Origin of the sequence: Kribbella sp. DT2 (assembly GCF_049844575.1) — a bacterium.
In the GTDB taxonomy this organism is placed as follows: Bacteria; Actinomycetota; Actinomycetes; order Propionibacteriales; family Kribbellaceae; genus Kribbella.
The window spans coordinates 37,384-51,549 of sequence record NZ_JBNCLH010000020.1 but is presented as its reverse complement, the minus strand read 5'-3'; the positions used below and the strand labels follow the sequence as shown (position 1 = coordinate 51,549).

General features: G+C 69.6%; 13 protein-coding genes. 4 read left to right on the top strand and 9 right to left on the bottom strand.

What is annotated here, in order from left to right:
• Positions 1 to 107: 107 nt before the first annotated feature.
• Both ACLQ2O_RS41655 and ACLQ2O_RS41650 read right to left on the bottom strand, forming a co-directional pair.
• Entirely contained in the window at positions 108 to 917 is an 810-nt protein-coding gene (locus tag ACLQ2O_RS41655) for an ABC transporter ATP-binding protein (RefSeq protein ID WP_425843384.1), read from the bottom strand.
• Entirely contained in the window at positions 904 to 1,794 is an 891-nt protein-coding gene (locus tag ACLQ2O_RS41650) for an ABC transporter permease (protein WP_425843382.1), read from the bottom strand. Before ACLQ2O_RS41650 ends, ACLQ2O_RS41655 begins: the two co-directional genes overlap by 14 nt.
• Before the next feature lie 141 nt (positions 1,795 to 1,935).
• Here ACLQ2O_RS41650 and ACLQ2O_RS41645 point away from each other — a divergent pair, with 141 nt between their 5' ends.
• The 3 genes from ACLQ2O_RS41645 to ACLQ2O_RS41635 all read left to right on the top strand — a co-directional run bounded on the left by ACLQ2O_RS41645 (position 1,936) and on the right by ACLQ2O_RS41635 (position 5,075).
• Positions 1,936 to 3,648: a metallophosphoesterase gene (locus tag ACLQ2O_RS41645; RefSeq protein ID WP_425843380.1), complete on the top strand. Its 1,713-nt coding sequence runs from the start codon at positions 1,936 to 1,938 to the stop codon at positions 3,646 to 3,648.
• Between the two features lie 146 nt (positions 3,649 to 3,794).
• Positions 3,795 to 4,748 (top strand): UDP-glucose 4-epimerase GalE, encoded by a 954-nt coding sequence (gene galE, locus ACLQ2O_RS41640; RefSeq protein ID WP_425843378.1) that lies wholly within the window; start codon positions 3,795 to 3,797, stop codon positions 4,746 to 4,748.
• Between the two features lie 3 nt (positions 4,749 to 4,751).
• Positions 4,752 to 5,075 carry a hypothetical protein gene (locus tag ACLQ2O_RS41635; protein WP_425843376.1) on the top strand — a complete coding sequence of 108 codons (324 nt, stop codon included), beginning with the start codon at positions 4,752 to 4,754 and terminating at the stop codon, positions 5,073 to 5,075.
• A 47-nt stretch (positions 5,076 to 5,122) separates the two neighbouring features.
• On the opposite strand, the gene ACLQ2O_RS41630 is transcribed toward ACLQ2O_RS41635, so the two are convergent.
• The 6 genes from ACLQ2O_RS41630 to ACLQ2O_RS41605 all read right to left on the bottom strand — a co-directional run bounded on the left by ACLQ2O_RS41630 (position 5,123) and on the right by ACLQ2O_RS41605 (position 12,915).
• Complete coding sequence (locus tag ACLQ2O_RS41630; protein ID WP_425843374.1) at positions 5,123 to 8,272, bottom strand: glycosyl hydrolase family 95 catalytic domain-containing protein; 3,150 nt, start codon at positions 8,270 to 8,272, stop codon at positions 5,123 to 5,125.
• A gap of 92 nt (positions 8,273 to 8,364) precedes the next feature.
• Complete coding sequence (metX, locus tag ACLQ2O_RS41625; protein WP_425843372.1) at positions 8,365 to 9,420, bottom strand: homoserine O-acetyltransferase MetX; 1,056 nt, start codon at positions 9,418 to 9,420, stop codon at positions 8,365 to 8,367.
• A 68-nt stretch (positions 9,421 to 9,488) separates the two neighbouring features.
• Positions 9,489 to 10,808, bottom strand: a complete 1,320-nt coding sequence (locus ACLQ2O_RS41620) for a bifunctional o-acetylhomoserine/o-acetylserine sulfhydrylase (RefSeq protein ID WP_425843370.1) — start codon at positions 10,806 to 10,808, stop codon at positions 9,489 to 9,491.
• Positions 10,801 to 11,415, bottom strand: a complete 615-nt coding sequence (locus ACLQ2O_RS41615; protein WP_425843368.1) for an RBBP9/YdeN family alpha/beta hydrolase — start codon at positions 11,413 to 11,415, stop codon at positions 10,801 to 10,803. The genes ACLQ2O_RS41620 and ACLQ2O_RS41615 overlap by 8 nt, the downstream gene beginning before the upstream one ends.
• A 43-nt stretch (positions 11,416 to 11,458) precedes the next feature.
• Positions 11,459 to 12,235 (bottom strand): SDR family NAD(P)-dependent oxidoreductase, encoded by a 777-nt coding sequence (locus tag ACLQ2O_RS41610; RefSeq protein WP_425843366.1) that lies wholly within the window; start codon positions 12,233 to 12,235, stop codon positions 11,459 to 11,461.
• Positions 12,235 to 12,915 (bottom strand): TIGR03089 family protein, encoded by a 681-nt coding sequence (locus ACLQ2O_RS41605; protein ID WP_425843364.1) that lies wholly within the window; start codon positions 12,913 to 12,915, stop codon positions 12,235 to 12,237. Before ACLQ2O_RS41605 ends, ACLQ2O_RS41610 begins: the two co-directional genes overlap by 1 nt.
• 60 nt (positions 12,916 to 12,975) lie before the next feature.
• Between ACLQ2O_RS41605 and ACLQ2O_RS41600 the strand changes: the two genes are divergently transcribed.
• The gene (locus tag ACLQ2O_RS41600; protein ID WP_425843362.1) at positions 12,976 to 13,239 is read left to right on the top strand and encodes a Sec-independent protein translocase subunit TatA/TatB; all 264 of its coding nucleotides are present in this window, start codon (positions 12,976 to 12,978) and stop codon (positions 13,237 to 13,239) included.
• Positions 13,240 to 13,260: 21 nt separating this feature from the next.
• Here ACLQ2O_RS41600 and ACLQ2O_RS41595 read toward each other — a convergent pair whose 3' ends face one another.
• A complete protein-coding gene (locus ACLQ2O_RS41595) occupies positions 13,261 to 14,064 on the bottom strand; it encodes a siderophore-interacting protein (protein WP_425843360.1) in 804 nt (267 codons plus the stop codon).
• Positions 14,065 to 14,166 lie beyond the last annotated feature (102 nt).

The following is a 14,166-nucleotide window of genomic DNA, read 5'->3' as shown; positions in this document are numbered from 1 at the left end:
CCCGGTGCAATACCGGACCCAGACCCTCGCGGCCTAGGCTCTTATCCAACCAGTCCAACTTCCGGGGACCAGTTCACGCAAAGGTCCCGGGGTTCTTCGCGGCAGGCTCAGCGCTTGCCGGTGGCTTCCTTGTTGTACGCGTCGACAACTTCCTTCACGTCGCCGTCCATCTTCAGCACACCCTTGTCGAGCCAGATCGCCCGGTTGCAGGTGTCCAGCACGACGTCGAGGGAGTGGCTGACCAGGAAGACCGTGCCGGCCTGGTCGCGCAGGTCCTTGATCTTCTGCTCCGAGCGGACCCGGAACTCCGCGTCACCCGTCGCCAGCGCCTCGTCGACGAGCAGGATGTCGTGCGTCTTGGCCGAGGCGATCGCGAACTTCAGCCGCGCCGACATGCCCGAGGAGTACGTCGACATCGGCAGGTCGATGAAGTCGCCGATCCCGGAGAACTCGACGATCTCGTCGTACCGCTCGTCGATCTCGGCCGGGCTCATGCCCATCGCCAGGCAGCCCAGCACCACGTTCCGGTCGCCGGTCAGGTCGTTCATCATCGCGGCGTTGACGCCCAGCAGGGACGGCTGGCCGCCGGTGTAGATCGCGCCGGAGGCCGGCGGCAGCAGCCCGGCGATCGCGCGCAGCAGCGTCGACTTGCCCGAGCCGTTGCGCCCGATCAGGCCGATCGCGTCGCCCTTGTGCGCGGTGAACGTGACGTTCTTGACCGCGTGCACCTCGCGGATCGTCGGCCGGTCCTGGCGCTTGAGGATCCGCCGGAACGCGGTCGCCGCGGTGCCCTTGCCGCCGGAGCCGGCCGCCACCTTGTAGATGATGTTGACCTGGTCGGCGATCACGGTGGGGGCGAACTCTGCCGCCGGCGCGGGGGCCGCCGGGGTCGGAGCTGCCGTCTCAGCCACGGCCATACCTGTCCTCCGCTCGCCAGAAGTAGATGAAACCGCCGACGAAGGCTACTACCGCCCAGCCGATGGCGATCGGCCACGCGTTCGGCAGCGAGTGCTTCTCGTGCGACTCCAGCAGCGCGCTGCGCATGATGTCGATGTAGGCCGAGATCGGGTTCAGCGCCAGCAGGTGGATCACCCAGCCCGGGGCGTCCGCGTCGCGCAGCTTGTCCGGGATCGAGAAGAAGATGCCGGACGCGTACAGCCAGGTGCGGGTGATGAACGGCAGCAGCTGGCTGATGTCGGTCAGGAAGGTCCCGAGCCGCGCGAAGATCAGCGTGACGCCGACGTTGAACATGGTCTGCAGCAGCAGCGCCGGGACCACCAGGAACCAGCTCAGCGCCGGCCCGTCGGTGAAGCCGACCAGCAGCAGCAGGATGCCCATCGAGATGAACAGCTGGTTCAGCTCGTTGACCACGTAGGCCAGCGGCAGTGTCGCGCGCGGGAAGTGCAGCGTGCGGATCAGCGACATGTTCGTCGCGATCGCCCGCGAACCCTCGGTCATCGAGCGCTGCGTGTAGGTGAAGATGAACATGCCGCAGATCAGGAAGGCCGGGTAGTTGTCGATCCCGCCCCTGGTACCCAGCAGGACACCGAAGGCCAGGTAGTAGACCCCGGCGTTCAGTAGTGGGGTGAGGATCTGCCAGACCGATCCCAGCCGGGCCCCCGCGTACAGCGCGTACGTGCGCGCGCGGGCGTAGCTGTAGATGAACTGGCGACGGCCCCACAGTTCACGGAGGTAGCCCCAGAACGGCGGACGCGCCGCGCTCTTGGACAACCCGTAGCGTTCGGCCAGTGCCGCGGCGTCCGCGGTGGTGGCCGACTCGGCGGCGGTTGACATGCGGGCCAATCTACTGGGCTCCGGGCCGTGGACTCACATCGGCGCGCTCTGAACCGTTTCAGTCGGTGACGGATGGTCGCGGGTCGGCAACGATTTGCCACCGTTGCGGCGAGTACGCCGAGGACCGCATACCTTCTGCGGGTGAAGGATTCCCGCCCGCACGACCTGTCCGAGGAGCAGCTCGGATTCCGCCGCCGGGGAGCTGTTCGCTGGCTCCTCCCGACCGTTCTCGCGAGCGCCGGTCTGAAGGCCCTCCTGGCCGGCATCTTCGGTGCGTACGCCGACAAGCGCGAGCTGCAGAGCGCGCTGCAGGCCGAGATCTACCACCACGGCGACGACGAGCTGTGGTTCGACTTCGTGGCCGACCTCGGCGACGGCTTCGACGCGACGTACTCGATCGCTTCCGTGCTCGCGGCGCCGGAGCTGTCGCCCGCCGGTAACCTGCACCTGCCGCGGGGCCAGGTGCTCGTGATGGGCGGCGACCAGGCCTACCCGGCCGCGTCCGCGACGGCGTACGAGGACCGCACGAAAGGCCCGTACCGGGCGGCCTTTCCGCGGGAAGAAGAGGTGGAGGACCGGCCCACGCTGTTCGCTCTGCCGGGCAACCACGACTGGTACGACGGGCTGACCGCGTTCCTGCGGGTGTTCGCGCAGAGCCGGCCGGTAGGAGGGTGGGACACCGAGCAGGCCCGCAGCTACTTCGCGATCCAGCTGCCGCAGCGCTGGTGGCTGCTGGCGATCGACACCCAGTTCGACGAGTACATCGACGCGCCGCAGCTGGCGTACTTCCGGCGCGCGACGACGCAGATGCGCGAGGGCGACGGCGTCATTCTCTGTACGCCGAAACCCGCGTGGATCAAGGCCGGATCGGGTGGCGACGCCCGCGGCTACGACGCGATCCGGTTCTTCGAGCGCGAGATCGTCCGCCCGGCCGGCGCGACCGTGCACGTGATGCTGTCCGGCGACTCGCACCACTACGCCCGGTACGCCGAGCAGGACGGGACCGGCCAGCGGATCACCAGTGGAGGTGGAGGTGCGTACCTGACCGCCACGCATCTGCTGCCGAAGAGTCTCGAGCTGCCGCCGAAGACGTCGCGGGTGACCGAAACCGACGAGCACACGACCTTCGACCGGGCGCAGACGTACCCGTCGCGGGAGGAGTCGTCGCGGCTGGCGAACGGGATCTTCCGGCTGCCCTGGCGCAATCCCGGGTTCTGGGGGCTGACCGCGTTCCTGCAGACGGTGATCGCGTTGCTGGTGCAGTTCGGGCTGGCGACGGATCCGCGGGGCGTGTTCGGGACGCTGGCCGTCTGGACGCCCGCGGCCTTTGCCGTGTTGGGGACCGTGGTCGGCGGGGTGCTGTTCGCGCGGTTGGGGCTGGAGCGAAGTTCGTTCGCTGCTGGAGTCGCTGGTGTGCTGCACTCGGCGGCGCACCTGGCGCTCGCGGGGTTCTGGGCGGTCGTGCTGTACCGGCTGGAGGCTGACGCTGCGCAGTGGGTGACCGTGGTGGTCGCTTTGATCGGTACGCCGGTGCTGGTGGGCTTCGTGGACTCGTTGGTGGTCGGGGTCTACCTGCTGGTCGCCTGCCGGTTCGGGTTCAACACCAACGAGGTGTTCGCGGGGCAGAGCCTCGAGGACTACAAGGGGTTCCTGCGCTTGCACATCGATCGCGAGGGCGCGCTGCGGATCTACCCGATCAAGGTGCCGAAGGTCTGCCGCGCGTGGAAGGCGAACCCCGACGGCGAACCGGGGAGTCCTTGGCTGGTCCCTGCCGACGGGTCGATCGTCACCGAGCTGATCGAGCAGCCGATCGAGGTCACCCGCGCGAGCGCCGCCACGACCGCGCGAGTGTGACCGTCACCCGCTAGTTCTTGACCTCGCGCAGTCCCGCTTCCCGGGCGGGCGGAGGCGGCGGCCGGCCCCGGCGGCGAGCACAAGTCCGATCATTGCCCTCTGGTACGGGTTCGGAACCGGCCGTCGAGGAGTGAGAGGATGCGGACATGACTTGGCTGGTAACTGGTGGTGCGGGGTACATCGGAGCGCACGTGGTGCGGGCCTTCGTGGCGGACGGGATCGACGTCGTCGTGATCGACGATCTGTCCAGCGGGAAGCCCGAGTTCCTGGTCGAGGGGGTGCCGTTCGTCGAGGCGAACCTCCTCGACACCGAGGTGGTCCGGTCGACGCTCGCGGGCGTGAGCGGTGTGGTGCACCTGGCCGGCTACAAGTACGCCGGGGTGTCGGTGGACAAGCCGATGCACACCTACACGCAGAACGTCACCGCGATGGTCTCGCTGCTGAACGCGATGGCCGACACCGGCGTGCGCAACCTCGTGTTCTCCTCCAGCGCGGGCGTCTACGGCACGCCCGCCGACGAGGTCGTCACCGAGCAGACGACACCCGACCCGCAGAGCCCGTACGGCGAGACGAAGCTCGTCGGCGAGTGGCTGCTCGCGGACCAGGCGAAGGCCGTCGAGCTGAACCACACGTCGCTGCGCTACTTCAACGTGGTCGGGTCCGGTGACCCGAAGGTGTACGACGCGAGCCCGTACAACCTGTTCCCGATCGTCTGCAACCTGCTGACGCAGGGCAAGGTCCCGCAGATCTACGGCACCGACCACCCGACCCCCGACGGCACGTCGGTCAAGGACTACGTCCACGTCGCCGACCTCGCCCGTGCCCACGTCGCTGCCGCCCGCGCACTCGACTCCGGCAAGACCCTCGAGCCCGTCTACAACCTCGGCTCCGGCACGGGCACGAGCGTCCGCCAGATCATGGACGCCGCCCGCCGCGTCACCGGCATCGACTTCACCCCCGGCGAAGCCCCTCGCCGCCCCGGCGACCCTTCGCGCGTCGTAGCCTCCGGCGAGCTCGCCGCCCGCGACCTGGAGTGGAAGAACACCCACACCGTCGACGAAATGTTCGCCTCCGCCTGGGAATCCTGGCCAAGAGGCTAGGGCGTGTCTGACCGGCCCGAGATCGTGTGCATCTGCGGCTCTGCCCGGTTCGTGGACGAGATGCTCGCGGCGAACCGCGACCTGACCTTGGCCGGCGCCATCGTCGTCGCGCCGGGTGTCTTCCCCCGCGCCGAGGATCACGAAGCCGACCAGTCGATCACCAACGAGCAGAAGACCGCGCTGGGCGCTCTCCACCTGCGCAAGATCGACCTGGCCGACCGTGTCCTGATCGTCAACCCCGGCGGCTACATCGGCGAGTCCACGAGCCGGGAGATCGCCTACGCCCGCGCCACCGGCAAGCCGATCACGTTCACCGACCCCACCTGACCGGTCGATGCTTCGTCGTACTGGCTGGCTGTTTCCACCGGAGTACGTCAACCACCCGCGGGGTGGAGTTTGACCTCGGCGATGGAGAGCGGGGTGGACTGGGACTCCAACTGGATGCGGACGTAGCGGGCTGTGGTGTCCAGGTCGACCAGGGTCGGGCTGCCGGCGACAGCGGTCTGTTGGAGTGCGGTGACGCCGGGGGTGTTGCGGGCTTCCTCCAAGGTCGACGCGGTGATGGGGGACTCCGACGTGAGGATCCAGTAGTTGCTGAGGCGGTCGGAGCAGCAGTCGGTGCGGTTGTAGAGGGCCAGCTGGGACAGCGCCTCGGCCCCGCCTAGGTCGACCTGCCACCAGGCTTCCGTGGAGGGCTCGGCGGTGTGGGTGACGGAGTTGTCGCCCCAGCTGCCGCTGGTGTTTCCGTCCACGGCTCGGGAGGCTGCCGCGTCGAGGATGGTCGAGCTCTGCGTCGCGGGTTTGCCGCGGGCGAGGTTGACGCGCCACAGACCGGTGCCGGCTCGGGCCGTGAGGTTTCCGTCGGGGCTGGTGTGGGAGGCGGTCAAAGTGAAGTCGCCTTCGCCGGATGCCATCGTCGGCGTGACGGTGAAGGTCGTGGTGAACGGCCTGCCTGGCTTGACCGCAGGCGTCTTCACGGTGGCCGGAGAGACCGTCCAGCCGTCGGGTGCGCTCAGCTTGAGGTCGCCTGCCGCGAGCGTGCCGGTCAGCGAGGCCTTGACCTCAACGGGTTTCAGCGCGACGGCGTCCGGTGCGGTGACCTGGAGCTGGGCCTTGGCCCGGACCAGGTACGTCCGCCCGCCGGCAGCGTCGAAGGTGATCGTGTCCGTCCCGGTCCGCTGGAATCCAACCGCCCGTCCGTGCTGATCGGTCACCGTGAACGGCCCGCCGAAGATCTTGTTGCGCAGGGCAACATCACCCGAACGGTCAGGCCGGACCCGCAGCTCGGACGCCGCTCCCGAGGCCCACGTCGCGCCGACCGTGATCGCACCACGCGCCCGCAGACCGTCGTACGAGCCCTTGTCGGCCCAGGCGTCCGGCAGTGCGGGCAGTACGTCGACGACGCCGGCGTGGCTCTGCAGCAGCATCTCCGCGACCCCGGCGGTCGCGCCGAAGTTGCCGTCGATCTGGAACGGCGGGTGGGTGTCCCACAGGTTCTTCAGCGTGCTCGTCTTGAGCTGCTCCGCGAGCATCTTGTGCGAGTGGTTGCCGTCGAGCAGCCGCGCCCAGAAGTTGATCTTCCACGCCTTGCTCCACCCGGTGCCGCCGTCGCCGCGACCCTCCAGCGTCTTCACGGCGGCCGCGGCCAGCGTGGGGTTCTCCAACGGCAGGATCTGCCGCCCAGGGTGCAGTCCGAAGAGCTGCGACGTGTGCCGGTGCTGGTCGGCCGGGTCGTCCCAGTCCTCCTTCCACTCCTGCAGCTGGCCCCACGAGCCGACCTTCGTCCCCGGGTCGAGCCGCTCCAGTACCGACGCGAGCTCAGCCCGGTACGCCGAGGACTCACCGACCAGCGGCGCCGCCTCGGACAGGTTGGTGAACAGGTCCCACACGATCTGCTGCGGCATCGCCGCGCCGGCCGAGTAGTCGCCGTGCTCGGGCGAGAAGCTCGGGCTGACCACCAGCTTCCCGTCGCGCGGGTCGACCTGCAGCTCGTCGATCCAGAACGCGGCCAGCTCCTTCATCAGCGGGTACGCCCGCTCCTTCAGGAACCGTTTGTCCTGCGTGAACTGGTAGTGCTCCCAGTAGTGCTGCGCGAGCCAGCCGCCCGCGTCCGGCATCCAGAACGCCAGCGGGTACCCGATCACGCCGGTGAAGCCGAACGGATTCGTTTGGCTGTGCACGACCCAGCCGTCGGCCCCGAACATCTCCCGAGCCGTCACCCGTCCCGGCGGAACCAGCGCGTCGACGAAGTCGAACAGCGGCGCCGTCGTCTCGCTCAGGTTCGTGGTCTCGGCCGGCCAGTAGTTCATCTGCAGGTTGATGTTGACGTGGTAGTCCGCGTGCCACGGCGGCGTCGTCGAGTGGTTCCAGACGCCCTGCAGGTTCGCGGGCAGCGGCGAGTTGCCGCGGGACGATGCCACCAGCAAGTACCGCCCGTACTGGAAGAACAGCGTCTCCAATGCCTTCCGCGCCGCGGGCGTCGCCGTCCCCTGCTGGTACTGGGTGAGCAGCTCGTCGGTCGGCACGTCCGGCATCACCTGACCGAGGTCCAGGTTCACCCGGTCGAACAGCTTCCGGTGATCGGCGACGTGCAGTGCCTTCAGTACGCCGTACGAAAGCTTGCTCGCGGCATCGATCCGGCCGGTGACCCCCGCGTGCGGATCCTTGCCCCGGTACGTCGGGTAGACGTCGGAGTAGTCGGTCCCCGAGCTCATCACCAGCACCGCCGAGTCCGCACCCGAGACCGTGACCGTGCCGTCGGCGTTGTCGGTCCTGGTCCCACCGGTGGTCAGGACCTGCGCCTGCAGCTCGTACCGAAGCCCGTTGTCGAGCAGCGCGCCCTTGACGGTGATCCGGCCGCGCTGGGCCGTCGCTGTCAGCGTGCGGTTCGCCTCGCCGGTCAGACTCGCGGTGAACCCGACCTTGCCGCGTCGGTCCGCGCTGAGACGCGCGACGATCACGTTGCCGGGCGCGCTGGCGAAGTACTCGCGCGTGTGGCGCACGCCGTCGACGTCGTACTGGACTCCGGCGAGCGAGTTCTCGATGTCGAGGTGCCGTCGGTACGACGTCGCGCTGCCGCCGTGCTGCATGGCGAGCTTCAGGTCGAGCAGGGGCTGGTAGTCGCCGAAGCCGATCTCGTTCTGCGCCAGCAGGTTCGTCGCGACGTCGGGCGCGACCTTGAGGTCGCGGTCGATCATCGTGCGGAGGTCGGTCAGCGCGGTCGGCCGCGGCGTGCGCCAGTTGCCGAAGTCGTAGCCCTGCTGGGATCCCGGCCCGCCGGTCCACAGGGTCTTCTCGTTCAGCTGCAGGTGCTCGGTCGCGGGGTCGCCGAACACCATCGCGCCGCTCGCGCCGTTGCCGATCGGCAGCGCCTCGGACTCCCAGTCGGTCGCCGGCGCGGTGTACCAGAGCGCCAGCTCGCCGGGGCTCTTCGGCGGTGGTGCCGCTTGAGACCGCTCAGGCGGCACGGTCAGGCCGGCCATCAGGGTTGCCGCAGCGAGTAGGGCGAAACCAGCTGTGCGCATCCGAGCCCCCACAGAGATCCGATGAATTCCGCACAGCGTAGGGGGATGGTCACGGACTGTCCACAGGTCGTCGCCATAGTTCATAGGATCTCTTACCGCGTCAGCGCCTCCGCGATCAGGTGGCCGACCTGCTCCAGCTCGATCAGGAAGCCGTCGTGCCCGTACGGCGACTTGACCAGGTGCAGTGGAACGTTGGTCGCCTCGGCCAGTTCGGTGGACAGGCGGGCCGGGTAGAGGCGGTCGGAGTCGACGGCGGCAACCACGAGCTTGGCCTGCAACGGTTTGAGGGCCTGGCCCAGGCCGCCGCGGTCCCGGCCGATGTCGTGCGAGTTCATCGCGCGCGTCAGCACGACGTACGAGCCGGCGTCGAAGCGCGCGGACAGCTTCGTCGCGTGGTGGTCGAGGTACGACTCGACGGCGTACCGGCCGTCGCCCTGGGGCTTGCGGCCGAAGCGCGTCGCCAGCTCGTACTCGGACCGGTAGGTCACGTGCGCGATCCGGCGCGCGATGCCGAGCCCGGCAGTCGGCGCCTCGCCGGTCGCGTAGTAGTCGCCGCCGTGCCAGTGCGGGTCGGCCTCGATCGCGGCGAGCTGCGGCGCGCACCACGCGATCTGCTCGGCCGTCGCGTACCCGGTCGACGCCAGTACGACGGCCGTCGCGACCCGCTCCGGATGGAGCAACGGCCATTCGAGCGCCCGCATCCCACCCATCGAGCCGCCGATCACTCCTGCCCAGCGCTCGATTCCCAACGCGGAGGCGAGCAAGGCCTCGGCGGCGACCTGGTCGCGAATCGTGATCGCCGGGAACCGGCTGCCCCACGCCCGCCCGTCGGGCGCCTGCGACGACGGACCGGTCGTGCCCTGGCACCCACCGAGCACGTTCGCCGCCACGACGTAGAAGTCGTCCGGGTTCAGGTACGCCGGGATCAGCCCGTCCCACCAGCCCGGGGTCGGCTGCCCCGGACCGGTCGGACCGACCACATGCGCATCCCCGGTGAGCGCATGACAGATCAGTACGGCGTTGTCGCCGCCGCTGTTCAGCCGCCCCCAGGTCTCGTACGCGATCGTCACGTCGGGCAGCGTCGCGCCGTACTCCAACGGCAGTGCGCCGACGGCCGCGAACTGCCGGGCGCCGGCAGGATCGCCCACCCGCCACTCACCGGCCACCTGACCTGGTGAGGGATCCGCCTCGGGTGGGCGATCCTGGTCCACGGGGGTCAGGCCGACTTGGCCGCGGCGAATCCGACCTCGAGGTCGGCGAGGATGTCGTCGATGTGCTCCAGGCCGACGGCGAGCCGGACCAGGCCCGGGGTGACGCCGGAGGCGAGCTGGTCCTCGGCGGACAGCTGGCTGTGCGTGGTCGAGGCCGGGTGGATCACCAGCGACCGGACGTCACCGATGTTGGCGACGTGGCTGTGCAGCTGCAGCGCGTTCACGAACCGCTTGCCCGCGTCGACACCGCCGTTGATCTCGAACGCGACCACGGCGCCGGCGCCGCGCGGCGTGTACTTCTGCGCCAGCTCGTAGTACCGGCTGGATGGCAGGCTCGCGTACGCGACGCTGTCCACCTCGTCGCGGGCTTCGAGCCACTGCGCGACCTTGAGCGCGTTGTCCAGGTGCCGCTCGATCCGCAGCGACAAGGTCTCCAGGCCCTGGGCGATGAGGAACGCGTTGAACGGCGACACCGCCGTGCCGAGGTCACGCAGCCACTGGACGCGGGCCTTCAGGATGTACGCCAGGTTGCCGAGGTCGGAGCCGACGCCGAGCGCGGTGCCGTAGGTGAGGCCGTGGTAGCTCTCGTCGGGCTGGTTGAAGCCGGGGAAGCGCTCCGGGTTCGCGGCGTAGTCGAACTTGCCGGAGTCGACGATCACGCCGGCGATCGCCGTACCGTGACCGCCCAGGTACTTGGTGGCCGAGTGCACGACGACGTCGGCGCCGTGCTCCAGCGGACGCAGCACGTACGGCGTGGCGACGGTGTTGTCGACGATCAGCGGGACGCCGAACTCGTGCGCGACGCCGGCGATGCCCTCGACGTCGAAGATCTCGCTCTTCGGGTTCGCGATCGTCTCGCCGAACAACGCCTTGGTGTTCGGCCTGATCGCGGCCTTCCAGGACTCCAGGTCGCTCGGGTCCTCGACGAAGCTCACCTCGATGCCGAGCTTCGGGAACGTGTAGTGGAACAGGTTGTACGTGCCGCCGTACAGGCTCGGGCTGCTGACGACGTGGTCGCCGGCCTCCGCGACGTTGAGCAGCGCGAGCGAGGTCGCGGCCTGCCCGGAGGAGACCAGGAGCGCGGCCGTTCCCCCTTCCAGGCTGGCGATCCGCTGCTCGACGGCGTCCTGCGTCGGGTTCTGGATCCGGGTGTAGATGTTCCCGAACTCCTGCAGCCCGAACAGGCCGGCCGCGTGGTCGGTGCTGTCGAAGGTGTACGACGTCGTCTGGTAGATCGGCAGCGCCCGAGCCTTGGTGGTCGGGTCGGACGTCTGGCCAGCGTGGATCTGCCGGGTCTCGAAGGACCAGCTCGGGGTGTCAGTCATACAAAGACGATAGAGTTACTGCACTTTCACTCCGCGCAACGTCCACACCGTGAGACGTCGCGATCGCGTCGAGAACCTCGGGGAGCGACGTGACGCCGTCGGAGGCGAGGAAGTGACCGGCTCCGGGGACGACCTGTGCGGACGTCCTGAGCAGGCCGGCCAGGTGGTCGGTGTGAGCGGGGGGAACGTACGGATCCGCGTCCGACCGGATGATCGTCAGCCGGTCGACGTGGTTGCCGAGGCCGTCGGTGTCGCAGCCGTCTGCGACGAAGGTGTCCAGCTCCGGAAGCGCGGGCAGGTGGTCGACGAAGCCGGAGACCAGTACGAGGGTGCCGAGGCGCCACGGGGTGGTCAGTGATCGCAGGTGGCGCAGTACCGTCAGGCAGCCCAGGCTGTGCGCGACGACGATCGAGTTCTCGTCAGGGGTTCCCACGTCGGCGCTGACGACCTCCGCCCACTGGGCGGGGTCCGGGCCCAGCGGGTTCGGGAGGAGCGGGATGCTGGCCGGGATCCCGCGTGCGTCGAGTTGTCCGGCCAGCCACCCGAACCAGTGGTCGTCGGGGGAAGCCCCGTAGCCGTGGATGATCGAGGCGCGTCGCTGGGTCATGGCACAGGACGCTAGGCCTTCACATCAATGTGAAGGTCAAGCTCTACCGCACTTCGAGGGGTGCGGCGAGGTTGACGGCGGCGGCGCCGAGCAGGACTCCGCCTTCGACCGGGAGAGTGAGGCCGGTGATCCAGGCGGCGTCGTCGGAGGCGAGGAACGCGACGGCGGCCGCGATGTCCTCGGGCTCGCCGACGCGGCCCAGCGGGTACAGCTTGGCGAGCCGGACCAGCGCGTCGGGCTGGGTGTCCCAGTTCGGCGTCCGAATGGTGCCGGGGGCAACGATGTTGAAGCGGACGCCGCGGCCGCCGAAGCGGGCGGCGAAGTTCTGGGTCATCGCGATCTGACCGGCCTTGGCGGCGGAGTACTCGGTGTTGCCGAAGGCGGCCAGTCCGTTCACCGAGCTGATCGTCACCACGTTGCCGCGGGACTCGAGCAGGTGCGGGAGCGCCGACTGCACGCACTGCGCGGCGCTGACGAGCGTGAGGTCGAGCTGGCGGTGCCAGTCCTCGGCCGCGGTGTCTTCCGGCTTCGAGTTGACGATGCAGCCGCCGGCGTTGTTCACCAGTACGTCGAGCCGCCCGAAGCGCTCGACCGCCGCCGCGACGGCCGCGTCGATCTCGTCGCGGCTGGTCACGTCGAGCTTCACCGCCAGCGCACGGTCCGCGCCGAGCTCGCCGACCACGTCGGCGAGCTTGTCCTCCTGCAGGTCGGCGAGCACCACGAGGCCGCCCTCGGCCGCGATCCGCCGCGCGACCGCGGCCCCGATGCCCTGCGCCGCCGCGGTGACCAGCGCGACCTTGCCCTCGAACCGCTGCACCATCAGTCCTCCACCACTCGGTCGACCTTCTCGTCCGCGAGCCGGCGCTCCAGCTTGGCCGGGTCGAGGTTGCGGCAGAGCACGATCGAACCACCCCCGGAGATCACCCCGACCAGCAGCTCGAGCCCGGCCGGGTCGACCAGGTCGCGGGTGACCAGGACCCGCTCGGCGATCGGCGCCGCGGCCGCGATCACCTCGGCGTGCGTGCGTCCGTCGTACGCCGGAGTGCCGGCCGCCGGTGGGTTGAACGGCACGAACAGGTCGGGGTGGTTGTAGACCTCGGCGCCGTAGTCGTGCACGCCGTCCGGCACCGGCTCGCGGAAGCGCCCGCCGAGCGGCAGCAGCGCGGACGCGATCGACTCGCGCCGGCCGCGGACCCGGAAGTCCGGGCCGGTGATCGCCAGGTCGCCCTCGCCGGTGGTCACCGACGCGCCGGCCGACCAGGTCGCCAGCGCCCAGACAACGCCGAGCCAGTGCGGCGGCAGGCCGATCGCGACGGTCTCGTCCGGTTCGAGCTCGTACTCGTCGACGAGCAGGTTCGCGGTCTTGGCGACCCAGTTCGCGGTGGTGACCGCGCTGAGCTCGATCCGCTCGCCGGTGACGTCGTCGTAGTGGGTGAGGAACGGACTGGCGCCGTCGCGGCGGACCGCGGCGGCGAAGAGTTCGGGCAGGGTTCCGGCCATGCCGTGAAGCCTACGTTTGCCGGTCGGGGTTAGCGTGGTCGGGGAGAAAGAAGGCATTCGATGGACACACTGCTGGCGCTGCCCGAAGGCGGCGAGTGGATCGTGCTGCTGGTCGTCGTGGTCCTGCTCTTCGGCGCGAACCGCCTGCCGGAGCTGACCCGCAACACGGCCAAGGCGTTGGTCGAGCTGAAGAAGGTCACCCGCGAGGCGAAGCTGGATCTGGCCCCGGTCGAGCCGACGGCCGAGGAACGCGCCAACGCCCCCGCCGTCGATCCGGCAACGGACTCGGCATCTCCTCAAAAGCCCCCGTCGCCCACGAGCTGACCGACGGGATTCTGGTCGAGGTCAGACTTCCATCCGGCGCCAGTAGCCGCAGAAGTAGATCTGGGGCTTGTCCAGGCCGCGTTCGGTGACGAGGTGGCGCCGGACCGACGTGACCAGCGAGGACTCGCCGGCGATCCAGGCGTAGGCGCGGCCGGTCGGGAGGGCGGTCTCGCGCAGCCGGCGGAGCAGGAGGTCGGTGGCGCCGGGGCGGGCCTCGCCGCGGTGCAGCCAGTGGATCCGTACGCCGGGGTGCCGCGGGATCCGCAGCTCGTCGTCGCGGTCGCCGACCTCGAGGAACGCCATCGCGCGGTCGTCGGGCCCGAGCTGCTCGATGATCGCCGCGATCGCGGGCAGCGCGGTCTCGTCGCCGACCAGCAGTTGCCAGTCGGTGTCCTGCGGCGGCGCGTAGTCGGCGCCGTCGCTGAGGATGCCGAGCCGGTCGCCCGGGGAGGCGGACCGCGCGAACGTCGAGCCCGGGCCGGTGCCGTGCACGACGAAGTCGATGCCCATCCGACGAGCGGCCGGGTCGAACGCCCGCACGGTGTAGTTGCGTACGATCGGCCTGCTCGCCTCCGGCAGGTCCTGCAGCTCGGGCCACCAGCGCTCGGTCTGCGGGAGCACCAGGTCCGCGCCCGGGCGCGGTGGCAGGAAGATCCGGACCAGGTGGTCGGGCCCGGCGTACTCGAACCGGTCCAGCTCCGGGGCGCTGACGGTGACCCTGATCAGCCGGCGGTTGAGCACGGTTCTCGCCAGCACGGTCGCCGTGATCGGTCGCCGTACCAACTCCAGGCCGGTCTGAAGACCGGGATCCACGCCGAGGCTCATAACGGTTAGGTTAGCCTTGGCTAAACCATACGGTCCATGGCCTGGTGAGGAGATGTCATGAGCCGGACGATCAGGTCCGAGATCAGGCGGCTGACGCGGGCG